The organism is Gymnodinialimonas phycosphaerae (assembly GCF_019195455.1).
GTDB classification, from domain to species: domain Bacteria; phylum Pseudomonadota; class Alphaproteobacteria; order Rhodobacterales; family Rhodobacteraceae; genus Gymnodinialimonas; species Gymnodinialimonas phycosphaerae.
The window spans coordinates 3,855,651-3,877,760 of record NZ_JAIMBW010000001.1; the positions used below are offsets into that span (position 1 = coordinate 3,855,651).

The 22,110-nt window shown below is 63.0% G+C and carries 23 protein-coding genes and 1 tRNA gene; 15 read left to right on the forward strand and 9 right to left on the reverse strand.

What is annotated here, in order from left to right:
- The first annotated feature begins 65 nt into the window (after nucleotides 1-65).
- Both lpdA and KUL25_RS19370 read left to right on the forward strand, forming a co-directional pair.
- The gene (gene lpdA / locus KUL25_RS19365; RefSeq protein ID WP_257894389.1) at nucleotides 66-1,454 is read left to right on the forward strand and encodes a dihydrolipoyl dehydrogenase; all 1,389 of its coding nucleotides are present in this window, start codon (nucleotides 66-68) and stop codon (nucleotides 1,452-1,454) included.
- Nucleotides 1,455-1,558: 104 nt separating this feature from the next.
- Entirely contained in the window at nucleotides 1,559-2,539 is a 981-nt protein-coding gene (locus KUL25_RS19370; RefSeq protein ID WP_257894390.1) for a Hint domain-containing protein, read from the forward strand.
- Here KUL25_RS19370 and KUL25_RS19375 read toward each other — a convergent pair.
- Nucleotides 2,536-3,189, reverse strand: coding sequence for a GntR family transcriptional regulator (locus KUL25_RS19375; RefSeq protein WP_282563184.1), 654 nt, complete (start codon nucleotides 3,187-3,189; stop codon nucleotides 2,536-2,538). The genes KUL25_RS19370 and KUL25_RS19375 overlap by 4 nt on opposite strands.
- Before the next feature lie 4 nt (nucleotides 3,190-3,193).
- The gene (locus KUL25_RS19380; RefSeq protein WP_427854464.1) at nucleotides 3,194-3,778 is read right to left on the reverse strand and encodes a M48 family metallopeptidase; all 585 of its coding nucleotides are present in this window, start codon (nucleotides 3,776-3,778) and stop codon (nucleotides 3,194-3,196) included.
- Between the two features lie 241 nt (nucleotides 3,779-4,019).
- Between KUL25_RS19380 and KUL25_RS19385 the strand changes: the two genes are divergently transcribed.
- The 3 genes from KUL25_RS19385 (at nucleotide 4,020) to KUL25_RS19395 (ending at nucleotide 5,438) form a co-directional block, all read left to right on the forward strand.
- Nucleotides 4,020-4,358, forward strand: coding sequence for an FYDLN acid domain-containing protein (locus KUL25_RS19385; RefSeq protein ID WP_257894392.1), 339 nt, complete (start codon nucleotides 4,020-4,022; stop codon nucleotides 4,356-4,358).
- Between the two features lie 81 nt (nucleotides 4,359-4,439).
- Nucleotides 4,440-4,515, forward strand: a tRNA-Ala gene (locus KUL25_RS19390).
- A 281-nt stretch (nucleotides 4,516-4,796) separates the two neighbouring features.
- Nucleotides 4,797-5,438 (forward strand): YdeI/OmpD-associated family protein, encoded by a 642-nt coding sequence (locus KUL25_RS19395; protein ID WP_257894393.1) that lies wholly within the window; start codon nucleotides 4,797-4,799, stop codon nucleotides 5,436-5,438.
- Nucleotides 5,439-5,493: 55 nt separating this feature from the next.
- Here the strand turns inward: KUL25_RS19395 and KUL25_RS19400 are convergent, their stop codons facing one another.
- Nucleotides 5,494-7,581, reverse strand: coding sequence for a vWA domain-containing protein (locus KUL25_RS19400; protein WP_257894394.1), 2,088 nt, complete (start codon nucleotides 7,579-7,581; stop codon nucleotides 5,494-5,496).
- Nucleotides 7,578-8,114 carry an RNA polymerase sigma factor gene (locus KUL25_RS19405; protein ID WP_257894395.1) on the reverse strand — a complete coding sequence of 179 codons (537 nt, stop codon included), beginning with the start codon at nucleotides 8,112-8,114 and terminating at the stop codon, nucleotides 7,578-7,580. Before KUL25_RS19405 ends, KUL25_RS19400 begins: the two co-directional genes overlap by 4 nt.
- 248 nt (nucleotides 8,115-8,362) lie before the next feature.
- On the opposite strand from KUL25_RS19405, the gene KUL25_RS19410 reads away from it, so the two are divergent.
- Genes KUL25_RS19410 through KUL25_RS19420 form a run of 3 tightly spaced genes read left to right on the forward strand, consistent with a single transcriptional unit; the run spans nucleotide 8,363 to nucleotide 10,450 of the window.
- Entirely contained in the window at nucleotides 8,363-9,286 is a 924-nt protein-coding gene (locus KUL25_RS19410) for a sulfite exporter TauE/SafE family protein (protein ID WP_068352887.1), read from the forward strand.
- Nucleotides 9,283-10,038: a TIGR02186 family protein gene (locus KUL25_RS19415; protein WP_257894396.1), complete on the forward strand. Its 756-nt coding sequence runs from the start codon at nucleotides 9,283-9,285 to the stop codon at nucleotides 10,036-10,038. Before KUL25_RS19410 ends, KUL25_RS19415 begins: the two co-directional genes overlap by 4 nt.
- A 25-nt stretch (nucleotides 10,039-10,063) precedes the next feature.
- Nucleotides 10,064-10,450 carry a nuclear transport factor 2 family protein gene (locus tag KUL25_RS19420; protein ID WP_257894397.1) on the forward strand — a complete coding sequence of 129 codons (387 nt, stop codon included), beginning with the start codon at nucleotides 10,064-10,066 and terminating at the stop codon, nucleotides 10,448-10,450.
- A gap of 114 nt (nucleotides 10,451-10,564) precedes the next feature.
- On the opposite strand, the gene KUL25_RS19425 is transcribed toward KUL25_RS19420, so the two are convergent.
- The 5 genes from KUL25_RS19425 to KUL25_RS19445 all read right to left on the reverse strand — a co-directional run bounded on the left by KUL25_RS19425 (nucleotide 10,565) and on the right by KUL25_RS19445 (nucleotide 15,662).
- On the reverse strand, nucleotides 10,565-11,293 hold the full coding sequence (locus KUL25_RS19425; protein WP_257894398.1) for an SDR family oxidoreductase: 729 nt from the start codon (nucleotides 11,291-11,293) through the stop codon (nucleotides 10,565-10,567).
- A 50-nt stretch (nucleotides 11,294-11,343) separates the two neighbouring features.
- Nucleotides 11,344-12,912, reverse strand: coding sequence for an ATP-dependent DNA helicase (locus KUL25_RS19430; RefSeq protein ID WP_257894399.1), 1,569 nt, complete (start codon nucleotides 12,910-12,912; stop codon nucleotides 11,344-11,346).
- A 68-nt stretch (nucleotides 12,913-12,980) separates the two neighbouring features.
- Nucleotides 12,981-13,283 (reverse strand): hypothetical protein, encoded by a 303-nt coding sequence (locus KUL25_RS19435; protein WP_257894400.1) that lies wholly within the window; start codon nucleotides 13,281-13,283, stop codon nucleotides 12,981-12,983.
- 196 nt (nucleotides 13,284-13,479) lie between these two features.
- Nucleotides 13,480-14,487 carry a succinylglutamate desuccinylase/aspartoacylase family protein gene (locus KUL25_RS19440; RefSeq protein ID WP_257894401.1) on the reverse strand — a complete coding sequence of 336 codons (1,008 nt, stop codon included), beginning with the start codon at nucleotides 14,485-14,487 and terminating at the stop codon, nucleotides 13,480-13,482.
- Nucleotides 14,484-15,662 (reverse strand): M24 family metallopeptidase, encoded by a 1,179-nt coding sequence (locus KUL25_RS19445; protein WP_257894402.1) that lies wholly within the window; start codon nucleotides 15,660-15,662, stop codon nucleotides 14,484-14,486. The genes KUL25_RS19440 and KUL25_RS19445 overlap by 4 nt, the downstream gene beginning before the upstream one ends.
- A 294-nt stretch (nucleotides 15,663-15,956) precedes the next feature.
- On the opposite strand from KUL25_RS19445, the gene KUL25_RS19450 reads away from it, so the two are divergent.
- The 7 genes from KUL25_RS19450 (at nucleotide 15,957) to KUL25_RS19480 (ending at nucleotide 22,040) form a co-directional block, all read left to right on the forward strand.
- The gene (locus tag KUL25_RS19450; RefSeq protein ID WP_257894403.1) at nucleotides 15,957-17,327 is read left to right on the forward strand and encodes an aspartate aminotransferase family protein; all 1,371 of its coding nucleotides are present in this window, start codon (nucleotides 15,957-15,959) and stop codon (nucleotides 17,325-17,327) included.
- Nucleotides 17,328-17,489: 162 nt separating this feature from the next.
- The gene (locus KUL25_RS19455) at nucleotides 17,490-18,011 is read left to right on the forward strand and encodes a flavodoxin domain-containing protein (RefSeq protein WP_257894404.1); all 522 of its coding nucleotides are present in this window, start codon (nucleotides 17,490-17,492) and stop codon (nucleotides 18,009-18,011) included.
- 111 nt (nucleotides 18,012-18,122) lie between these two features.
- Entirely contained in the window at nucleotides 18,123-18,758 is a 636-nt protein-coding gene (locus KUL25_RS19460) for a DUF4178 domain-containing protein (protein WP_257894405.1), read from the forward strand.
- Nucleotides 18,755-20,035 carry a DUF4178 domain-containing protein gene (locus tag KUL25_RS19465; protein WP_257894406.1) on the forward strand — a complete coding sequence of 427 codons (1,281 nt, stop codon included), beginning with the start codon at nucleotides 18,755-18,757 and terminating at the stop codon, nucleotides 20,033-20,035. The genes KUL25_RS19460 and KUL25_RS19465 overlap by 4 nt, the downstream gene beginning before the upstream one ends.
- On the forward strand, nucleotides 20,035-20,214 hold the full coding sequence (locus tag KUL25_RS19470; RefSeq protein WP_257894407.1) for a hypothetical protein: 180 nt from the start codon (nucleotides 20,035-20,037) through the stop codon (nucleotides 20,212-20,214). Before KUL25_RS19465 ends, KUL25_RS19470 begins: the two co-directional genes overlap by 1 nt.
- 48 nt (nucleotides 20,215-20,262) lie before the next feature.
- Nucleotides 20,263-20,481, forward strand: coding sequence for a DUF350 domain-containing protein (locus tag KUL25_RS19475; RefSeq protein WP_257894408.1), 219 nt, complete (start codon nucleotides 20,263-20,265; stop codon nucleotides 20,479-20,481).
- Entirely contained in the window at nucleotides 20,478-22,040 is a 1,563-nt protein-coding gene (locus KUL25_RS19480; protein WP_257894409.1) for a polyamine aminopropyltransferase, read from the forward strand. The genes KUL25_RS19475 and KUL25_RS19480 overlap by 4 nt, the downstream gene beginning before the upstream one ends.
- Nucleotides 22,041-22,110 lie beyond the last annotated feature (70 nt).

Genomic DNA, 22,110 nt, shown 5'->3' on the forward strand with positions numbered 1-22,110 from the left:
ACTACAGGTTCACGACAGCTTCAAGATATCGAAACACTGAAGCTGACCTTACAGGAGACAGTTCCATGTCCAGCTACGACGTCATCGTAATCGGTTCCGGCCCCGGCGGCTATGTCTGCGCGATCCGCTGCGCGCAACTGGGCCTGAAAGCCGCTGTTGTTGAGGGGCGAGAGACCCTTGGCGGAACCTGTCTGAACATCGGGTGCATTCCTTCCAAGGCGCTGCTGCATGCGAGCCACATGTTGCATGAGGCGGAGCACAACTTCGCTGCCATGGGCCTGAAGGGCAAAAGCCCCTCGGTCGACTGGGCGCAGATGCAGGAATACAAGAAGGACACCATTGGCCAAAATACCAAGGGGATCGAATTCTTGTTCAAAAAGAACAAGATAGACTGGCTGAAGGGCTGGGGCTCTATCCCCGAGGCGGGCAAGGTCAAGGTGGGCGACGAGGTACACGAAGCCAAGACGATCATCGTGGCGTCCGGGTCTGAGCCGTCGTCGCTGCCTGGGATCGAAATCGACCAGAAGGTCGTCGTGGACAGCGAAGGGGCGCTGAGCTTGCCGAAGGTGCCCAAGAAGATGGTGGTGATCGGGGCGGGCGTGATTGGGCTTGAATTGGGCTCGGTCTATTCGCGGCTGGGGTCCGAGGTGCAGGTGATTGAATTCCTCGACCACATCACGCCGGGCATGGATGCCGAGACTTCCAAGGTGTTCCAGAGAACCCTGAAAAAACAAGGCATTGACTTCACCCTCGGGGCTGCGGTGCAAAGCGTTTCCGCCACGAAGACCAAGGCGAAAGTGACCTACAAGCTGCGCAAGGATGACAGCGAGGCCACGGTGGACGCGGATGTCGTTCTGGTGGCGACCGGGCGCAAGCCCTACACGGATGGTTTGGGCCTTGAGGCGCTGGGCGTGAAGATGTCGGATCGCGGCCAGATCGAGGTTGACGGCCAGTACCGCACCAACGTTCCGGGCATTCTGGCGATCGGCGATGCGATCGCGGGCCCGATGCTGGCCCACAAGGCCGAGGATGAGGGCATGGCCGCCGCGGAAGTGGCCGCAGGCAAGCATGGCCACGTGAACTACGGCGTGATCCCCGGCGTGATCTACACCCACCCCGAAGTGTCGAATGTCGGGGCCACGGAAGAAGACCTGAAAGAGGCCGGGCGCGCGTACAAGGTCGGCAAGTTCTCGTTCATGGGCAATGGGCGTGCCAAGGCGAACTTCGCGGGCGACGGTTTCGTGAAGATCCTTGCCGATGCCGAAACGGACCGCATCTTGGGTGCCCATATCATCGGGCCGATGGCGGGTGATCTGATCCACGAGATCTGTGTGGCAATGGAATTCGGCGCCTCGGCCCAGGATCTCGCCATGACGTGCCACGCACATCCGACGTACTCGGAAGCCGTGCGCGAAGCGGCATTGGCCTGCGGCGACGGGGCGATCCACGCCTGATCCTGGGCGGGGGCCACGATACCTGTTTTGGTCCCCTCCCGGCCACATTGTTGCTTGTTTTCCGCAACATGGTAACGCTTGATTAACCCCGATCGAGCGATCTCATGCCCGTCTACTATCTTTACGTCTACGCGCCTTCTGATTTCGTTGGGGGCCTGCCGGATGAAGTCAGCGCCGCAGCTGCGGGCACGCCGACATTCACGTTGCAACTGCTTCCAGGGGCGGTGCCCACGGTGATCGCCGTCAATGACGATGACACCATCTTTGATGAGGTCGACGCGACGCAATCGCTCGACGTGGCGGCAACGATCGATGGCACGACCTACGGGTCGGGCACCACGATCAACACCGCCTATGATCTGATCAACACCGCCAATGGCCACAAGGTCACCAGCTTCCATTTCGGTGGCGACGGCTATCAACAAGGCGCGGTGGATGGCCTTGTTTCGACGGTCGAACTGATTCCAAGCACGCCCTACACCTTCAACACGGAACGCACGTCTCATTTGCAGGCGAATCCCTATGACGGCTACGTGGCGTGTTTCGTGGCGGGAAGCCGCCTGCTGACACCGCAGGGACTGGTCCCTGTCGAGGCATTGCGGCCCGGTGATCTGGTCAGCACATTGGATAGCGGGGCCATGCCCTTGCGGTGGACTGGCAAGCGCCGGGTCCGCGGCGTCGGGCCTTTGGCGCCGGTAAAGATCCCGGCTGGGTGGAACGGACTGATGCGCGACCTGTCGGTATCGCCGCAGCACCGGATGCTGGTGACGGGGGCGGGCTGCGAATTGACGTTGGGCTGCGACAGCGCGCTGGTTTCGGCGCGCCAATTGGCGGATTTGGGCGTCGCGTGCGTGGTGCCGCAGGCGCAAGTGACCTACCACCATGTGATGTTCGACACCCACGAGATCGTGCTGGCCGAAGGCGCCCCCAGCGAAAGCCTGTTGGCCAATGACCGCACCCTGACCGGCTTTGCGATGGACGCAGCTGATGAGCTTCGCATGTTGTTCCCAGAGCTTGCCTCTGCCCCAATGGTGCCCGCGCGCCCGATCCTGCGCGCCCATGAGGCATGCCTTGCCGTGTCCTAGTTCGCCAGTAACCGCAGGCCCTGAGTGACGTCCGCGCGCAGCGCGAGGCGTAGGCCGGGTTCGTCGCCCGCCTTCAGCGCCGCAAGGATCAGCTTGTGGTGCGGCGGCGATTCGGTGCGGCCCAATCTGCCGTAAAGCGCGCGCATCGTCGGGCCCATTTGCAGCCAGACCGTTTCCGCCAGCGCCAGCATCGCGGGGGCCTGGGCGCGCAGGTACAATGTCCGGTGAAACTCAAGGTTCAGTCGGATGTAGGCTACCGCGTCCCGTTTTGCGATCACCTGGGCGATCTGCGCGTTGATCGCTTCCATCCGCTCGATCAGGGCCGGGTGGGCGCGGGGCAATGCGCGGGAGGCCAGTTCGGGCTCCAGCAGCGCCCGGATGGAGGCCAGCTCCTCGATGCGCTCATTGGACAATTCGGGCGTCGAGACCCGGCCAGACACCGACAAGAACAGCGCACCTTCGCTGACAAGGCGGCGGATGGCTTCGCGTGCGGGCGTCATCGAGACGCCAAACTCGCGCCCGACACCACGTAATGTCATCGCCTCTCCGGGCGGGACCTCGCCATACATGATGCGAGAGCGCAGGGCGCGGTAGACGCGGTCGTGGGCGACGGCGGCGCCGGTTTCCGTAGGGCGAGGGTTCATCAGCATTGCATCACTCCCGGGCTTCGAATCGCCACGCCTGAAGCTCTGCCCCATGGGCACGCATCCAGCGGCGGTTTTGGTCCGTCTTGGGGCAAAGCTGCTTGCAAAGCGCCCAGAACCGGGGGGAGTGGTTCATCTCGACCAGATGCGCGACCTCGTGGGCGACGACATAATCCAGCACCTCTGGTGGGGCCATGATCAGCCGCCACGAGAACATCAGGTCGCCCTTGGACGAGCAGCTGCCCCACCGGGACCGTGGATCGCGCAGGGTGATCCGGCCATAGCGTTTGCCGATGGCGCCCGCGTGCACGGCGACGGCTTGTGCCAAGCGTTCGCGCGCCATGGCAGTCAGAAGGGCCTTGATCCGGGGACCTTCGCGGGGGCCTTCGGGGACGTGGACCGCGCCCTCTGAAAAGTGCGCGGCCCTTCCAGGGCCAGCAAAGACAGGGCGCGCGACACCGCAAACCGGAATCTCTGCACCGATCGCGGCCCTTTTCACGCCCGGTGCGCGGTCGAGATTTTCGCGCACCCACGCTTCGCGGTCGCGTAGAAACGCCAAGGCCTCAGCCTCTGGCGCCCAGGTGGGCAGGCTCAATGAGACTCGCCCGTCCGAGCGACTCACGCGCAGGGAAAACCGCTTGGCGCGGGCGTTTCGGCGCAGCAAGACCTCCACCGGAGGGTCCCCGGGGAGGGTATGGGTTGATACGGGCGATCTGGCGGACAAGTGCGAAGCTCCAAACTGCAGGACGGCGCGGGGGCTGTGAAAGCCTTTGACAGTCCCCAGACACTATGGCAGAGCCCGAGTTCCCGCGATACCGATGATTGAAGGGGGTTTCATGCCCAAAGAGGAATGGGGCGTTAAACGCGTCTGTCCCACCACCGGAAAACGTTTCTACGACTTGGGCGCAAGCCCGATTGTCAGCCCCTACACGGGCGAAGTCGTCGTGCTTGAAACCGGCAAGGGCGGCGCCCAGAGCCTGGTGGCCGATAAGGCCGCGACAAAAGCCAAGGAAGTCGAAGACGCAGATGATGATCTGGTGTTGGACGACGACATCGACATCGATGATGAAGATGACGCCGATCTGCCCGATGATGATGTGCTCGACGATGACGACGAGGACACCGTTGCGCTGGACGATATTGCCGACGTGGCATCGGATGACAGCGACGACTGACGGTTTGGCCGGGGTTCTGTTGGCAGCAACCTGATTTTTTGCTTGCACGGCCCGCAGCCCGGCCTTACACCGCCCGCCAATGGGGCCTTAGCTCAGCTGGGAGAGCGCCTGCATGGCATGCAGGAGGTCAGCGGTTCGATCCCGCTAGGCTCCACCATTTTCCATACGCGGTATGTGCTTCGTGGGTTCCACGGTATGGCGCGTGCATGACCCTTGCGGTTTTTGCCAAGCGCGCCGGGGTCGGCGGTTCGATCCCGCTAGGCTTCACCAAGCGCTTTTGCCAAGCAAAAGCGTGCGGCCGATAGGGTGTTTTCTGAGAGAAAATGTCCCGAAAGGCCAATCCCCCAGAACATAAGCACAGCGCAGTTCATCTTCGGTGCAACTCCTCTTCGCGCCGAGTTGCCCGCATCCGCCGCCCCACGCTAGGGTGGTGTATCGATGTCCCGGAGCCCGCGCGCCATGATCACCGAGATCGAGGACTATTTCACCAAAGGCTGTGGTCGTTGCGACCGCTTCGCCACGCCTCAGTGCTCGGCATTGGTCTGGGGGGAAGGCATCGCCCTGCTGCGCCAGATCTGCCGGGAGGCCGGGCTGGAAGAGACGGTGAAATGGGGCCAGCCCTGCTACACTCACGCCAGTCACAATATCGCGATTCTCGGCGCCTTTCGTGCCAATTTCACGATCGGCTTCTTCAACCCGTCCCTCATGACGGATCCGGAGGGCTTGCTGGAGAGGCGAGGGCCCAATACGCGCACGGCGGGCACCATGTTCTTCACCGATGCGGCACAGGTCCGCGCCCGTGCAAGCGTGATCGCGGCCTACATGAAAGAATCCAAGGGATATGCCGATCAAGGGCTGAAGCCGGTCAAGCAGGTCAGCGAGCTGACGCTCCCCTACGAATTGCTTCACGCGCTGGACCGGGATTCTGAGCTGGCGGAAGCCTTCCACGCCCTGACGCCCGGTCGGAAGAAAAGCTACGTGATCGCCTTGAACTCGGCCAAGAAGCCCGAAACCCGCGTGGCGCGACTCGAGAAGTATCGTCCGAAGATTTTGGCGGGCAAGGGCGCGCTGGAGCGTTAGGTCAAGGCGGTTTCCCCCGCGCGCCAAGTTGCGGCGCGAAGGGGGGGCAGTGGCGTTATTGGCCCGAGAGGCTTTGCGCCAAGCGCATCAGTTGCACAGCCTCCGTGCGGTACCCGAACTCGTCTGTGCCGCGGTTGGCGTTGGCCAGCGCGATGGCATCGGCGTAGTCCCATTCGCCAAGGAAGTCCGACCTGCGCAGCAGTTGCCCGAAGCCCGCGATGGCGGCGGCGAATTGGGCGTCTGCGCCGGGTTCGGCGACGGCGGCGGCGATGGGGAAGTCGATCAACTGACTCTCCTGTGCGCCCGGCTCTTTCCAGCGCAGCGAGATGAACCCCAACTCATCGCCGTATTCGACCTCCGCCTCATCGTCAGCCGCATAGCGCAGCGGGGCCACCAGTGTCGTAGGTGATCCCACGGGCGTGATCTCGTAGATCGCGGTGACGGAATGCCCCGCGCTGATGTCACCGGCATCCACGGCGTCGTTGGCGAAATCCTCGCGGGCCAGCGCGCGCGTCTCGTAGCCGATCAGGCGGTATTCGGCGATGACGTCGGGGTTGAACTCCACCTGCACTTTCAGGTCATCGGCGATGGGGAAGAGGGCGCCGGCCAATTGGTCCACCAGCACCCGCTGCGCTTCGTGCAGGGTGTCGATATAGGCCGCCGTGCCGTTGCCGTTCTGCGCCAAGGCCTGCATCGTGTCGTCTTGCAGGTTCCCGCGCCCGAAGCCGAGGACGCTCAGGTAGATGCCCGTCTCGCGTTGTTCTGCGATGTAATCCTCCAACGCACCGGGATCGCTGAGGCCGACGTTGAAATCTCCGTCGGTGGCCAGCAATACGCGGCTGATGTCGCCTTCTTCCGTCATCTCGGCGGCAAGGCGGTAGGCTTCCTCCAGCCCGCCGACGCCATTGGTGCTGCCGCCCGCTTGCAGGGCCGTGAGCGCGGCGCTGATGGTGGCGGTATCGCTAGCTGCTGTGGGGTCCAAGGCGACACCAGCGCTGCCCGCGTAGGTCACGATGGCGACCTCATCGTCTGGGTTCAGACGGTCCAGCATCAGGCGGAACGACTGGATCAGCAAAGGCAACTTCGCCGGGTCATTCATAGAGCCGCTCGTGTCGATCAGGAACACCAGGTTCAGGGGCGGGCGGTCCTCCACCATGGGCATCTCACCCTGAATGCCGATATGCAGAAGCTGCGTGTCGGGGTTCCAGGGGGTCTGGAACACTTGCACGGTCGGGCGGAATGGGCTGACGTCATCCGCCGTGGGGGCGGGGTAGTCGTAGGGGAAGTAGTTCACCATCTCCTCGATCCGCACGGCATCCGGCGTGGGCAATTGCCCCCGGTTCAGCGTCGCGCGCAGCAGCGCATAAGAGGCCGTGTCGACGTCAATCGAGAAGGTCGAGACGGGGTCTTCCGCGACGATCTGCAAGGGGTTGGTGTCGGCGTTTGCGAATTCTTCACGCAGGGGTGCGGGCGGTTGCACGTGGTCATTGAAGCCACCGGATTGGATGATCGCGCCGGAATTCCAGCCGTTCTGGGCGGGCACGCCGGTGGCAACGTCGCCAGTTGGCGCAATGCGACCCACAGTGGCCGTGTTGCCCCACCCGGTGGTGATGTCGGTGCCCCCGAGGTCAAGGGCGGTGGCCCCCTCGGCATCGCCGATGCGGCCATCGCCATCGGTGACCAGCGCGCGCGGGGCGGGCGTCTGCGCCACTTCGGCCGCAATCATCTGCGGCATGGGGGCGGCGTCCACCTCTTCCCTCGTGTCATCGGCTATCACGATTACGTCGTGTTCTGCGGCGATAGGCTCTTGCAGAACGGGCGCGGGGCCTTGCAGCATCTCTTGGCCTTGCGGGCTGAGGAACAGAAAGCCCACGGCAACGAGGGCGGTGGTTGCGGTCAATGCGCCACCCGCTTTGAGAATGGGGGTCTTGGAAATCAACATTTCAAAAGCTCCTTTTAAAAAGCCACGATTGGTCGGGGTCTCAGAGCTTTGACGGGCCGAGTCCCGTGATTCTTGGGTCGTCTCGAAAATTTCCATCGACCGGGCTATGACCTCGGCCTTGCCCGCGGCATCGGGCGCAGGCGTGACGTCCGCCATCGCGCGCTTCAGGTCGTCCAAGTCGTTGAATTCGTTGGAGGTCATTGATCCTCCTCCTGTTCTCTCATCTCGCGCAATTTCTTCTTTGCCTCGGCCACGCGCCATGAAATCGTGCCTTCCGTGACGCCCAAAATCTCTGCCGCATCCGCGTGGGTGACGTCATCCAGCACCAGTGCCAGCGTGTCGCGCAGGGACGGGGACAGACCCGCCATCGCGCCGTACAGCCAGGCCATTGCCTCTGCGCCTTGCTCGGCGGATTTCACCCGGTCCACTTCCCAATCGGCCCACCCGTCCGTGGCGCGGGCATAGCTGGCCTGTCGCCTGCGCCGGTCCGTTGCCGCGTTAACGGCGACCCGGTAGAGCCATGTCGTCACCTTCGCCTGCGCGCGGTAGCCCGAGAGCTTGCCCGGCAGGGCAAGGCAGATGTCTTGCGTCAGGTCCTCCGCCTCGGCGCGGCTGCCGGTCAGACGGAAGCAGAGGGCGAAGAGGCGGTCGTAGACGCGGCTCAGCAATAGCTGAAACGCGGCGCCATCGCCCCCCGCGGCCGCAAGGGCCAGGTCCTCATCATTCACATTCATGCGCATGTCATAGCCTATGACGGGGCCCGAACGGGAATCCTTGGGGCGGGCACGGAATACTATCGCGATGAATGTGGTTGTTGTTGAAATTGAGACCATCAATCTCAAAAACCCCTTGACCTGAGGGGCGCACGGGGGCCAAAGCAAAGACCTTACTGCGTTTAGGCACTTCGCCGCAGCCGTCGCACTGGCGCTGGGGGCAGGAGGCAGGTTACACGCAATTACCGCGACTCAGAGGCCCTGCCGTTATGCAAATCTACCTACCCATTGCCGAGGTGAGCGTGAACGCGTTCCTTCTGCTGGGGCTGGGGGGACTTGTGGGCATCCTTTCGGGCATGTTCGGAGTTGGCGGCGGCTTCCTGATGACACCGCTTTTGTTCTTCATCGGCATTCCCCCGGCCGTCGCCGTGGCGACCGAGGCGAACCAGATCGTGGCCTCGTCATTTTCAGGTGTGCTGGCGCATTTCAAACGAAAGACCGTCGATCTGAAGATGGGGCTGGTACTGTTGGTCGGTGGCCTCATAGGGGCCGCGATCGGTGTGCAAGTCTTTGCGATGCTGACTGCGATTGGCCAGGTCGATCTGCTGGTGAAGCTGTGCTACGTTGTTTTCCTTGGGATAATCGGCGCCTTGATGTTCGTCGAAAGCCTGAACGCCATCCGGAAATCGCGCAAGGCCGGGGGTGTCGTGCCGCCTAAACGGCGTCAACGCGGTTGGATCCATGCGCTGCCATTCAAGATGCGGTTCCGGACCTCGGGGCTTTATATCTCGGTCATTCCGCCGCTGGTCGTGGGCCTTTTCGTGGGCGTGTTGGCCGCGATCATGGGCGTGGGCGGTGGCTTCATCATGGTGCCCGCGATGATTTACCTTCTGGGGATGCCCACGAAGGTCGTGGTCGGCACCTCGCTGTTCCAGATCATTTTCGTCACCGGCTTCGCTACCCTGATGCATGCGACGACGAACTACACCGTCGATATGGTGCTGGCCGTGCTGCTGCTGGTGGGCGGCGTTGTGGGCGCGCAGATCGGGGCGCGGATCGGCACCAAGATGAAGGCCGAACAGTTGCGGATCTTGCTGGCGATCATGGTCCTTGCGGTCTGCGGCAAGCTGGCGTTCGATCTGCTGGTGATGCCGTCGGAACTTTATTCCATTGGCGCGGGGGCGGGCCATTGAGGGTGATCGCACTCCTCCTCGCGGCGCTTGTCGCAGGTGTCGGGCCCGCGACGTCCGAGGAGGTCGTGGCGGGTCTGTCACAAGATGCGATCAACATCACGGCGAATTTCGAGGGATCAGAAATTCTGATTTTCGGCGCGGTCAGCCGGATCGCGCCTGCGCCCGAGGGCGATCTACAGGTGATCATCACCGTCGAGGGGCCGTCCCTGCCGGTCGCCGTCCGCCGCAAGGACCGCAGGTTCGGGATTTGGGTCAATACCGATGCGATTGAAGTCGATGAAGCCCCATCGTTCTACGCTGTGGCCACGACGTCGGCCTTCGGTGAGGTGATTTCGGCGACGGAGGATTTGCGCCACAGGGTCTCGATCCCGCGCGCGATCAGGGCCGTGGGCATTGGCGTGGCAGATGGCGCCTCCTTCACCGAGGCGTTGATCCGGATCCGGGAATCCGAGGATCTGTACCAATTGAACGAGGGCGGCGTGACCCTTCGTAACGAAACCTTGTTCGACACATCCATCCAATTGCCTGCAAACCTGGTTGAAGGGGACTACCGGACACGCATATTCTTGACCCGTGGGGGCGTTGTCCTCGACGTGTATGAGCAAGATATCGCAGTGCGGAAAGTTGGTTTGGAACGGTTCATCTACAATCTCGCCCACGAACGGCCCCTGGTTTACGGCATTCTGTCGCTGACCATTGCCATTCTGGCGGGGTGGCTGGCCTCTGCCGTTTTCCGCTACATTCGCGCGTGAGGCGCGCGATCCCCGGAGATCGCGCATGAGTACCTCGGCCCAGAAGGTTGTACGCAGGTTCTGGCAGTCGATGGCCACCAATGACTTCAGCGCGGCAAGCCTTTGTTTAACCGAAGATTTTCGCCTGCAATGGCCGCAATCCGATGAAATGATCGAGGGCAGGGAAAACTTTGCTGCCCTCAATGCGGCTTACCCGGCCAATGGGTTGTGGACCTTCGATCTGCGCCGGATCGTGGGGGAGGGTAGCCAGATCGTGACCGAGGTTGGGGTCAGCGACGGCGTGGTGCGGGCCACCGCCTTGACGTTTCACACGGTCAGGGGCGATCTGATCGCGTTGCAGCGGGAATTCTGGCCAGATCCGTTCGAGGCACCGACGTGGCGCTCGGCCTGGGTGCGGCACCCAACCGATTGATTTTGTTGGGTATATGGATCTTTTCGTCCGCGTGCATTGGTTTGGCAGGGGCCAGAATTTCATATTTTTGGAACAAAGATGGGGTGAGGCTATGCGTGACAGTCGGGGGATGCCTCAGCCGCGCCCGACGAAGGGCATATTGGTGGCCAAAACGGTCTGGAAAAGCACGTTGGCGCTGAGGGGCATGTTGGCCATATGCAGGACGGATTGTGCGGCGTCCTCGACATTCATCATATCCATCAAGGGTTTTCCGTCGGCAATGCGGCGGTCGTTCAGGGCATCTACCAGGTCTGTCCTGGCGTTGCCGATGTCGATCTGACCCACGGCGATATTGAAGGCACGGCCATCGAGGCTAAGGGTCTTGGTGAGACCCGTGACGCCGTGTTTGGTGGTCGTATAGCAGATGCTGCCCTCCCGCGGCGCATGAGCAGAGAGGGAGCCATTGTTGATGATCCGACCTCCTTGGGGGTCTTGCGCCCGCATTTGGGCGAAAGCGGCGCGGGCCACGTTGAACATGCCTGTCAGGTTCACGGAAAGACTTTGATGCCAATCCGTTACGTCGATTTCATCGATTGTGCCCTGGGGCGTGAAAATGCCTGCGTTGTTGAATACGGCGTCCAGTCGGCCCCAATTGGCGACCACAGCTGTGACCGCGGCCTCGACCTGATCCAGTTGCGTGACGTCGCCCGGCAGGGCGAGGGCGTTCGGCTGACCGGAGGCCACTTCCGCGAGGAGCGCGCTGCGACGCGCGAGGAGTGCCACGTTCCAGCCGGAGGCCAAAAAGGCCTCGGCGGTAGCGCGGCCGATGCCCGAGCTGGCGCCGGTGATCAGGATGGTTTTCATGGGCTTCCGCTTCGTAATTATCGCGCAGTTTTCATGTAGTTTTTCTGTAACTACATCGTGGTTGTGTCCACGTCTTCCTCAGCGCTCAGTTCCAGGGGGGCTGCCTTGACGATCAGGTCGTCGGTGCCGAGGCCGTTCACAGGCCGAGAGAGCATGTAGCGCGTGACCCAGAACAGCCGCTCTTCGGCGCGGGTAATCGCGACGTAGGCCAGCCGCTTCCACAGCGCCTGCCCCGCCTCCATCCGGCCCGCGCGGGAGGCGGCATAAAGATCCGGCGCGAAGACCTGAACCTCGGGCCACTGCGATCCCTGCGCCTTGTGCATCGTCACCGCCGCGCCGTGCAGGAAGGCGGCCCCCATGCGGGCGGCATAGGGCAGGAAGGGTTCTTCCTCGCCCGGTTTCTCGATCTTCACGATCGAGGCGGCGGAGAAGCGCGGGGTTTCGGCGCCGATCACGTGCAGTCGCGAGAAGCCCGGTTTGTTGCCGGGGCCCAAGTAGACCACGGGCGCGCCCTTGATCAGGCCACGCGCCTCCAGGTCGATACGCTTCTTGCGGTGTTTCAGGGGCAATTCGATCCCGTCGCAGATCAGCGGCTCTCCGGGCAGGATCTCATCGTCGCCTGCGCCGAAGGCCGCGCGGAAGGCGGCGATCAGGCGGATGCGGGTGGCATTGCGCCAGACCAGAACCGGCGAGCGCGCCATCATGTCGGCGTTGGCGCGGGGGCTGATGACGACGCGGTCGTCGCGGGCGGCGGCCTCTTCGATCATCTGCTCGAAGTCGCGGAATTCAAGTTGTGGATCGCCCAGGGCGTGGGCGAGGTCAAGGATCGGATTATCGGCGTCCTGGCGGTGGACGCGGCCCAGGTGCAGCAGGTTGTCGCCCTTGAACCGGTCGAAAATCATCTCGCCGGATTGGCCGACGGGGGCCAGCTGCGCGGGGTCGCCAAAGAGGATCAGGGTGGGGAAGATTTCTTTGAGGTCTTGGAACTGCTTGTCGTCCAGCATGGACGACTCGTCCACCAGCCCGATATCCAAACCATCTTCGCGGCGCTTCCAGCCGGTGATGAAGTCTGACCCCCGCAGCCCGGCAGAGGCCAGCGCGGCGGGCACGGATTTCGTCGCCTCATAGACCTCTTTCGCGCGGTCCATGGCGGCGTCGGTCAGCGCCTCGATCACCGGGCGTTCGCCGTTTCCAGCCAGCCATTCGGCAACCTTCTCGAATTCCGGGTCATACATCGGCGTGTAGAGGATGCGGTGGATCGTCGTGGCGGGCACGCCGCGATTGCGCAGGACGGAAGCCGCCTTGTTGGTCGGCGCCAGCACCGCCACGGTGCGGCGTTCCTTGCGGCGCTTGCCTTCCCAATCGCCCGAAACGATTTCGACCCCCGTGCGTTCCAGCGCCTTGACCAGTTCCGCAAGCAGCAGCGTCTTGCCCGAGCCCGCTTTGCCCGTCACCGCGAGCACGGCACCCTGAGTTTCCTTGGCAGGCACCAGCGTGTCGTCGTCGATATCAACGCCCATCTCCCGCAGGACCTCGGCGATGCGATCGTGGGCGTGGGCCTGATCTTCGGAGAAGGTGGGGGCCGAAGATGAATCGGAAGAGGCAACGGGAGCTGTCATGGGCGCGACCCTACCCGCGCCTGTGGGCGAGGGGTAGGGGCGAAGGCCAGGATCAAGGGATCTTGCGCCTAGAGTAACACGTCGCCAAGCAAGATCGGATTGGCGTCGCGGACATGCGAAAGGTCGTCTGTTGCCACTGCCAGGGTTAACGCCAGCGAGCGGGCCAGTTGTGCGTCGATGCGGTTGGGACCGCTGCCGTTGAACGTGTCGATGATCACCCGGTCCGCTGAAAGAAGCGCACGGATCACCGCGATGGCGGGCTCTTCCGGGACGGAATTGCGTAGGGTGGTAGCAAGGGTGAGGGCGTCGTTGTCGGGGGCCATGACGGCTGCGAGAACGTGTTCGAGTAGGGATTCAGTATCTTTGCGCATCGGGGTTTCGGTCAGGGCCGTCCTTTTGAAGGGGAAGGGATGACCGGGGTTCTCCCGCATGATGGCCGGTTTCATCGGCGTCTGCTTTGGTGAGCAGGCCCGGGCTATCCGGGGGCGCCTGGGGAGGCAAGCGTCGCATTGGAAACAGACAATTTGCGCGAAACAGTTAACGTTTCCGGCTTCTGAAATCAGCTCGCTATGGAAATCCGATGGGCCCTTCATCGGTCCCGATGACGAAAGCGCAATCGCCGGGTTTGATCAGGCCGGGCACATGGCGCGCGGCAAGGATGCCGGGGCGCTGCGCGTGGATGGATTTCGGGACGGTGCAGAGATCATCGACGTTATAGATATCCGCCAGCTTCTGGTGCTGTTCGACCGTATCGCCAAGGGCCACGTGGGCGTGAAACAGCCCGCCGTGGGTGGCGAAGTGGAAGCCGCCAGGATCAGAGAGGTCCAGCCCGCGAGAGGGGCGTGCGCCGGCGGGCCAATCGTAGTGAACGTGGTGGGCAAGGACATTGCGTAGACCTGAGATCGCGATCTCGGCGCTGACGGCGGTGGCCGTTCCCGCGCCGCCAAGCTCTGTCGTCACGAAGGTCCTGCCCGCCCTCTCGGCCGCGCCGTCCAGCATGCCGGTGTCGTCAATTTCACGCAGGCGGGCGGTCCAGGGCGCGCCGAAAGCCCGCGCGGCGGTGGCACAGCGGTGGTCTTGGTCGGCATCATCGAGGATGTGGGACACGGCCATGGGCAGAAAGTCGAGCGTTTTGCCGCCGGAGTGAAGATCAATCACCAGATCGGCCATGGGGATCAGCGTATCGTTGATGACGGCGGCGATCTTCTGGGTGATCGTTCCGGAGGCTGCGCCGGGGAACGCCCGGTTAAGGTTCACGCCGTCGAGGGGCGAGGTCCGCGTGGCGGCGCGAAACGCAGGTGCGTTGAGGGCGGGGATCGCGATGAGGCGGCCGAAGATGGTTTCGGGCGTGGCGGCGTCGATCAGGTGGCGGATGGCAATCGGCCCCTCGTATTCATCGCCATGGGTGCCACCCATCACCAGCGCCGTTTGGCCGGGGCGGGTGCCGTTGATCACCACGAGCGGGATCATCACGTGTCCCCAGGCGCTGTCATCGGCGGAGTGGGGCAGCCGGATGTGGCCATAGTGCTTGCCGGGCATGTCGAGGGCGGCGTTGTCCTTCTCGAACACGATCATTTCACCGAGACCTCCCGCGGCAGGGAGGATAGGCAATCTGCGCCCGTTTCGGTAATCAAGATGGGTTCGGTGATCTCGATCCCGCCGTCATCAAGCCAAAGGGCGGGCATGAAGTGGAAGGTCATGCCGGGTTCCAGCACGGTGGTGTCGCCGGCGCGGAAAGACATCGTGCGTTCGCCCCAATCGGGGGGATAGCTAAGGCCGATGGCGTAGCCGCAGCGGCTGTCTTTCTCATACCCCAGGCGGTTAAGCGTGCTGTTGAACGCCGTGGCGATGTCCTCGCAGGTATTGCCGGGTTTGGCCTGCGCGAGGGCCTGCGCGCTGGCCTCCAACACCGCGTCTTCGGCCCGCCTGTAGGCGTCGGGCATGGTGCCGAGGAAAAGCGTACGCGATTGCGGGCAGTGGTAGCGGCGGTAGACGCCTGCGATCTCGAAAAACGTGGCCTCGCCTTCGCGCATCGGCTTGTCGTCCCACGTCAGATGCGGCGCGGTGGCGTCCATGCCCGAGGGCGTCAGCGGCACGATGGCCGGATAGTCGCCCCAGGCGTCGTCGGTGCCCAGAACGGACGTGCGCAGGATCTCGGCCACCAGGTGATGCTTGGGCAGGCCCGGCTCTGCGACCTCCAGGATACGGGTATGCATCGCTTCCACAATGCCCGCCGCCTTGCGCATCCGGTCGATCTCGGCTGGGGATTTTACGGCGCGTTGCCAGTTCACCAAGCCTGTCGCGTCCACCAGCGTCGCGTCTGGCAGATGCGCCACAAGGGCCGCGTGGGCAGCCGCTGAATAGTAGTAGTTGTCCAGTTCCACGCCAATACGCGCAGACCCTGCGCCCTTGTCACGCAACAGCGCCGCTAGCGTTTCATGGGGGTGCTTTTCGGGGTTCTGAACGTAGGTGTCATCATAGCCGATCACGTGATCATCGGGCATGTAGACCGTCCGAAGCGCCCCCAGCCCGTCCATTGCCCGGCCCCACCACAGCGGCACGCCCGAGGTCCCGACGACAACCGCCTGATGCACGTAGAACGACCAGCCGTCATAGCCGGAAATCCACGCCATGTTCGACGGGTCGGTGATCACAAGCCAGTCGATCTCTCGCGCCTCCATTGCGGCGCGCAGCTTGTCGAGGCGTGCGAGATAGTCAGAGGTCGGAAAAGCGAGGTTGTTGCTGGCCATGGGTGTTTCCTTTTTCGCCAGGAGGTTGATCCGCAAAACCGAGAGGGGTCCAGCCTCTTTGCGACATCCTGTGGCGTTGGATCGGCGTCGTGGATCTGCGTGGCACCGAGGTCATGCGCCATGGGGGGCCGGGGGGTCTTCCCCCCGCGTCGCACCGAAGGTGCCACCGCGGTCGTGTCCAAAGGCCGTCAGGCCGTGGCACGCCGACGCGTGCCGTTGCGCGATTGTCGGGAACAGGCCTTTCGTTCCCGCGCCACGGTGATAGCCTGTCCCCAACGCAAGGAGGATCACGCGATGCTGACGAACGACCAACTAAGCCGGTGGGATCAGGACCACTTCTTTCATCCCTCCACCGCGCTGGGGGCCCACGCACGCGGCGAAGCGCCGGGGATGATCATCAAGACGGCCGAGGGCTGTCACATCACGGACCGCAACGGCAACCGGATGCTGGATGCCTTCGCGGGGCTTTACTGCGTGAACATCGGCTATGGCCGCCAAGAGGTGGCCGAGGCCATTGCGGCGCAGGCGCGCGAGTTGGCCTATTACCACTCCTACGTGGGCAACGGCACGGAGGCCTCGATCACGCTCGCCAAGATGGTCACGGACCGTGCGCCGGACGGCATGAACCGCGTCTATTTCGGGCAGGGTGGGTCGGACGCGAACGAGACCAACATCAAGCTGGTTTGGTACTACAACAACATCCTGGGGCGGCCCGAGAAGAAGAAAATCATCTCGCGCTGGCGGGGATATCATGGCTCGGGCCTGATGAGTGGAAGCCTGACGGGCCTGTCGCTTTTCCACAAGAAGTTTGATCTTCCCTTGGACAAAGTGCTCCACAGTACAGCGCCATACTTCTTCCAGCGTGAAAATGTTGCACAAACCGAACAAGAGTTCACAGCCCAATGTGCCGCCGATCTGGAAGAGATGATCGCCCGCGAAGGCGCCGATACTATCGCCGCGTTCATCGCGGAGCCGGTCATCGGAACCGGCGGCATCGTCCCCCCGCCCGAGGGCTATTGGGAGGCCATCGGCGCGATCCTGAAGAAGCACGATATCCTGTTGATCGCCGACGAGGTCATCACCGGGTTCGGGCGTTTGGGCACCATGTTCGGCTCGCCCTTCTATGGGATGGACCCCGACATCATCACTATCGCCAAGGGGCTGACGAGTGCTTATGCACCGCTGTCGGGCTCGGTCGTCCATGACCGGGTGTTCGAGGTCCTGGCGCGCGGCACCGATGAGAACGGGCCTTTGGGTCACGGCTGGACGTATTCGGCGCATCCCATCGGGGCCGCGGCGGGGGTGGCGAACCTGAAGCTGCTCGATAGCCTTGGGTTGGTGGACAATGCCGCCGACGTCGGCCCCTACCTGACGGCGCAGATGCGTGCGGCACTGGGGGAGCATCCGCACTTGGGTGAGATCCGGGGCGTTGGCATGTTGACGGCGCTGGAGCTGGTCGCCAAGCCCGGCACCCGCGAAGGGTTCGATCCGGCCGCCAAGGTTGTCCCGCAGATCGCGGCTGCCATGGCCAGGCGCGGGGTGATCGCCCGCGCCATGCCCCAGGCTGATATCGTGGGCTTCTCTCCGCCCCTGTGCCTGACCCGCGCCGAGGCCGACACCATCGTCGGCGTCACGGCAGAGGCGGTAGCAGAGGTGCTGGGCTGATCGGCCCGATGCGCCCCCCAATGTGTGCCGAGGTACGCCTCCCTCGGTGCGCTCACGGTGTCAATGATCCAGAACAAAGCCCCCTGGCCTGCCGGACTGGTATGACCCGGCAGGCGTCTGGCCGCATCTTCCGTGGTCGACGCATCTGGACAGGAGGCCGCAATGAAAGTCTTGATCCTCTATGCAACCGTCGAGGGGCAAACCGGCAAAATCGCGCGGTTTGTTCAGGAACAGATCGAAGCGCTTGGGCACGAGGCCACGTTGGCCAACGCCGACGACCCTGCCGAATTGCCGATAGACGGAGCGGATGCCGTGGTGCTGGCAGCACCGGTTCACCAGCGGCGTCACCCAAGAAACTTCGAAGCGCTGGTGAGCGCCCGCAAGGATGATCTGGCCGCGCGCAAGGTGCTGATGCTGACTGTCAGCCTGAACGCGGCCTTCGCCGAGGGCCGTGAGGAAGCCGCAGATTATCTGCTGGAGATGAAGATGCGCACCGGGCTGGAGCCCACTGCGGAACTCTTGGTCGCGGGTGCCGTGCGCACCGGCGAATATGATTACTTTGCCAAGCAGGTTGTGGAGCATGTGGTGATGCGCGGTCGGGACTACGACCGCTCGGTCGATGAGCATGAGTTCACCGATTGGGACGCCTTGGCCACGGCCTTGAAAGCGTTCCTGAAGGGCTAGGATGCGCGCCTTCGGGGGAGCGCGCCGCCCGGCTTCCCCCTTGCGAGGATTCAAACCCTTCGTTAGGCTTAAACGATTATTGTTTAACCTGATTTCGGACCTATTCCCTTTATGCCTGACACGCACGTCACTTGCCCCAACTGCGGCTACGGCTACGAGAACCTGCGCAAATCCACGCGGATGTTCGATTGCCCGGCCTGCGGCACCACGCTGTACCGCGAGGACAACACCCTGGCGCCCATGGGCAACAATGGCGAGATGCACGACTACCCCATGCTGTTCGGTCTTGGCGATGCGGTCACCGCAGAGGGGCGCAAATACGTCATTCAGGGCCACGCGCGCTACGACTACGGGCGCGGCACATGGGATGAGATGTACGGCGAGGATGGCGACGGCAAGGGCGCCTGGATCTCCATCGATGAGGGCGACGTTGTCGTCCAGTACCCCTATCATGGCAACGCAGGCCCGCGCCGCACGGATCCGCCCGCGGTGGGCGAAAAGATCACCTATGCGAAGACTGATTACACCGTGACCGAGGCCGATACCGCCAAATGCGTTGCCGTGCGCGGGCAGTTCCCGGAACTGGTGCAGGTGGATGACGAGCATTATTTCATCAACGCCTCGGGCCCCTCGGGGCAGCTTTTGTCCGGCGAGTTCTGGGAAGGTGGGCACCAGTGGTACGAGGGCACATGGCTTGATCCCTTCACCTTGAAGGTGGACCGCCAGGACGGGAGCAGCGGGCGATGACGAACACGGCTGGCCTTGGTTCCGTCAATTGCACGTCCTGCGGCGCGGGGCTGTCCGTTCTGGGCGGCGGGCGCGTTTTATCCCATGTCTGCGGCTATTGCGGCGCGGTTCTGGACACCCAGGACGGCTACAAGCAAGTCGACAGTATCGGCAAGCGCAACCACCCCGACAGCCCAGTAAAGATCGGCCAGACGCTGACACTGGACGGGGTGGAATTCACCGTGATCGGGACCCTCGGCGTCGTCGAACGCTATGGCGGACAGACGTGGAAATGGGTGGAGCATCAGATCTTCTCACCCACCCACGGATACCTGTGGCTGAACTTTGAGGAAGGCCAGCTGACCTGGACGCGCAAGGTGCGCGATTTCAACATGGGCCATTGGCTGAGCGCCTCGACGGTGGAACGCTCGGAAGTGCCACCCACGCGCATGTATGACGGCGAGAAATACCGCTACTATGACATGTCGGTCACGCAGATCGACTTCATGGAGGGCGAATTCAACTGGATTCCCAAGCTGGGAGAAAAGAAGAGCGTCGTGAACCTGCTGGGCCCCGACGCAATGCTGTCGTTGGTGAAATCCCAGACCGAGCGCGAGGTCGAACTGACCCGCCTGTTGCCGCGTGCCGAGACGGCGAAAGATCTGGGCATCCCCGAAAGCGCCCTCGGCCGTGTCGGTTCGGCGCATCCGTTGACGCCGTATCAGCCCCTGCCCGAGGAGGGGCTTTTGCGAAAGGTCCTGGCGGCCACGGCGATCATCGCGGCACTGATAGGGATCGTGTTCTGGTTCAACAGCGGGCAAGAGGTCTTTGCCTCTGACCGGGTTGCGCTGCCTGCCTTGCCGCAGACCTATGAATTCCAGATCGAGAATACCGGACAGTTGGCGCGTCTGAACCTCGAGACGACATTGAACAACCAGTGGACGACCTTCGGGACCGAAGTGCGCGGCCCCGGTGGGGACGTCGTCCTGTCCGCAGAGCGGACGATTTCTTATTACGCCGGTCGCTCGGGCGGTGAAAGCTGGTCCGAGGGCAACCGCAACGGCGCGATCCTGTTCCGCCCCACCCAGTCCGGGACCTACACGGCATCGCTTGCGGTCACGCAGGGATCCAGCACCACGGTGGGCGATGTCGGCTTGCGGGTCAGCCAAGGCAAACCCACGGGTTTCTGGGTGTTCGCCTTGGCGGTTGTTGCCGCTTTGGGCTGGCTATTTGTGGCCGGACGCCGCGCGATGCATTCGAAACGCCGGTTCGCCGGCTCTGATTGGAATGACGACTGATGGGACCTATCCGCCTTGTCATCATCGGCGGCGCCGTGATCGCTCTTATGGGGGCCAGCTACCTCAGCTACTACGGTGTGGGGCGCGAGACCCGCGACCTGACCGCCAGCGCACCCTCGGTGCGCACCGGATCAACCGGTTCGGGCGGGGGCTTTTTTGCCTTCGGTCGGATCAAATGAGTTTCAGAATGCCCCATAAAGTGACCATGGGAAAAGGAGCCCCTGCCTATGTTTGACCAAATTATCCTTGCCGAGCTGATCTCGACGTTCTTCTACAGCGTCATCGGCATGGTCCTGATGTACGCCGCCTACAAGATCATCGAACTCCTGTCGCCGTTCCCGATCGTAAAGGAGATCGAGGAAGATCAGAACACGGCGCTGGCGATCCTGATCGGGTCCGTCTTCGTGGCGATGTCGATCATAATTGCGGCTGTTATCCTGTCTTGAACGCAGATGATGGGGCAGCTCGCCCCGAGTTGACGCCCAAGGTGGCGTGGCTGCTGGCAGCCACGTTCATCGTGGCTGTCGCGGGCCTGATCTACGAGCTGATCGCGGCGACGATATCATCCTATCTGCTGGGGGATTCGATCCGCCAGTTCTCTTTCGTCATCGGTGTTTTCCTGAGCGCCATGGGCGTCGGCGCCTGGGCGTCGCGGTTCGTGGGCGATGCCCTGAGCGGCTTCGTGCGCGCGCAGATCGCCTTGGGCGCGATTGGCGGTGCCCTTGGGCCAGTGCTGTTTTTCAGCTACGCGATCTATGGCGCGGTGGGCCTGCCGTTGTACGGCGGGTTGATCGCTATCGGCATCCTGTCGGGGATGGAGATCCCGCTGATTTCGCGGGTGATGAAAGAGATCGGCGCGGCGGAGTTTCGGTTCGAGAACGTGCTGACGGCGGATTACATTGGTGCCCTCGCGGCGTCGTTGGCCTTTCCGCTGTTGATCGTACCGAACCTGCCGCTGATGAGCGCGTCCTTGGCCTTCGGCACGCTGAACCTGCTGGTCGCAGGATTTTCGATCTATCTGTTCCGCGACCGCCTGGGGAGGGGGCTCTGGCTGCCCTGGGGCGGGCTCCTCCTCGCTACGCTCCTCGCATTTGCCCTGAGTGAGCGGATGGTCTCGGCCGTCGATGCCCGCCTGTTTCAGGACGAGGTGATCTTCTCGGAAACGACGGGCTACCAATCGATCGTGATCACCCGATTTGACGAAAGGTATCGGCTGTTTCTGGACCATTCCATTCAGTTCGACAGCCTTGATGAGCATCGCTACCACGAGGCGTTGGTGCATCCGGCGATGGGTCTTGTGGCGGATGCACGCCGCGTACTGGTTCTGGGGGGCGGCGACGGCATGGCCGTGCGCGAGGTGCTGCGCCACGAAGGTGTGGAGCATGTGACGCTGGTGGACCTGGACCCGCGCGTGACGGAGTTGTTCGCGACGAACGCGGACCTGGTGGCCCTGAACGGGGGCGCCTTGCAGGACGCGCGGGTTGAGGTGGTGAACGAGGACGCCTGGGTTTGGGCGGCAGAAGCTGATGGCACCTACGATGTGATTATCGCGGATCTGCCGGACCCCAAAAGCATTGCCTTGTCGAAGCTTTATTCAGTCGAATTCTACGCGATGCTGGTCGAGCGGCTGTCGGCGCAGGGCTTGTTGGTAACGCAGGCGGGATCGCCCACCTTCGCGACGGAGGCGTTCTGGATCACCGAGGCGACGCTGGGCGCGACCCGCAATCCGACGATGCCGGGCGGGACATTGGACACCATCGCCTACCAGACGTATTTGCCGAGCTTCGGGAACTGGGGCTTCGTTATGGCGGGCCAGATGCTGCCCGCCGACGCGCGGGTGCCCGCCTTGCCCGACGGCTTGCGCTACATGACGCCCGAGGTCTGGACGGCTTCACAAGCCTTCGGCGTAGATCAGTCGCGTCCGGCCGAGGTGCCGGTGAACACGATCCAGGGCCACCCGCTGGTGGCGGCGTATCAACGGGGCTGGGAGTTCTGGTTTCGATAATGGCAGCGTGGCAACTGCCGCGCATCATCTTTGAAGGAGCGTGGTTTTGCCGCCGTTGTGTTTGAGTTGT

Coding starts and splice junctions, on each gene's coding strand:
- lpdA (WP_257894389.1), top strand. CDS start 66: ATGTCCAGCTACGACGTCATCGTAATCGGTTCCGGCCCCGGCGGCTAT.
- KUL25_RS19370 (WP_257894390.1), top strand. CDS start 1,559: ATGCCCGTCTACTATCTTTACGTCTACGCGCCTTCTGATTTCGTTGGG.
- KUL25_RS19375 (WP_282563184.1), bottom strand. CDS start 3,189: ATGCTGATGAACCCTCGCCCTACGGAAACCGGCGCCGCCGTCGCCCAC.
- KUL25_RS19385 (WP_257894392.1), top strand. CDS start 4,020: ATGCCCAAAGAGGAATGGGGCGTTAAACGCGTCTGTCCCACCACCGGA.
- KUL25_RS19395 (WP_257894393.1), top strand. CDS start 4,797: ATGTCCCGGAGCCCGCGCGCCATGATCACCGAGATCGAGGACTATTTC.
- KUL25_RS19400 (WP_257894394.1), bottom strand. CDS start 7,581: ATGACCTCCAACGAATTCAACGACTTGGACGACCTGAAGCGCGCGATG.
- KUL25_RS19405 (WP_257894395.1), bottom strand. CDS start 8,114: ATGAATGTGAATGATGAGGACCTGGCCCTTGCGGCCGCGGGGGGCGAT.
- KUL25_RS19410 (WP_068352887.1), top strand. CDS start 8,363: ATGCAAATCTACCTACCCATTGCCGAGGTGAGCGTGAACGCGTTCCTT.
- KUL25_RS19420 (WP_257894397.1), top strand. CDS start 10,064: ATGAGTACCTCGGCCCAGAAGGTTGTACGCAGGTTCTGGCAGTCGATG.
- KUL25_RS19425 (WP_257894398.1), bottom strand. CDS start 11,293: ATGAAAACCATCCTGATCACCGGCGCCAGCTCGGGCATCGGCCGCGCT.
- KUL25_RS19430 (WP_257894399.1), bottom strand. CDS start 12,912: ATGACAGCTCCCGTTGCCTCTTCCGATTCATCTTCGGCCCCCACCTTC.
- KUL25_RS19435 (WP_257894400.1), bottom strand. CDS start 13,283: ATGCGCAAAGATACTGAATCCCTACTCGAACACGTTCTCGCAGCCGTC.
- KUL25_RS19440 (WP_257894401.1), bottom strand. CDS start 14,487: ATGATCGTGTTCGAGAAGGACAACGCCGCCCTCGACATGCCCGGCAAG.
- KUL25_RS19445 (WP_257894402.1), bottom strand. CDS start 15,662: ATGGCCAGCAACAACCTCGCTTTTCCGACCTCTGACTATCTCGCACGC.
- KUL25_RS19450 (WP_257894403.1), top strand. CDS start 15,957: ATGCTGACGAACGACCAACTAAGCCGGTGGGATCAGGACCACTTCTTT.
- KUL25_RS19455 (WP_257894404.1), top strand. CDS start 17,490: ATGAAAGTCTTGATCCTCTATGCAACCGTCGAGGGGCAAACCGGCAAA.
- KUL25_RS19460 (WP_257894405.1), top strand. CDS start 18,123: ATGCCTGACACGCACGTCACTTGCCCCAACTGCGGCTACGGCTACGAG.
- KUL25_RS19465 (WP_257894406.1), top strand. CDS start 18,755: ATGACGAACACGGCTGGCCTTGGTTCCGTCAATTGCACGTCCTGCGGC.
- KUL25_RS19470 (WP_257894407.1), top strand. CDS start 20,035: ATGGGACCTATCCGCCTTGTCATCATCGGCGGCGCCGTGATCGCTCTT.
- KUL25_RS19475 (WP_257894408.1), top strand. CDS start 20,263: ATGTTTGACCAAATTATCCTTGCCGAGCTGATCTCGACGTTCTTCTAC.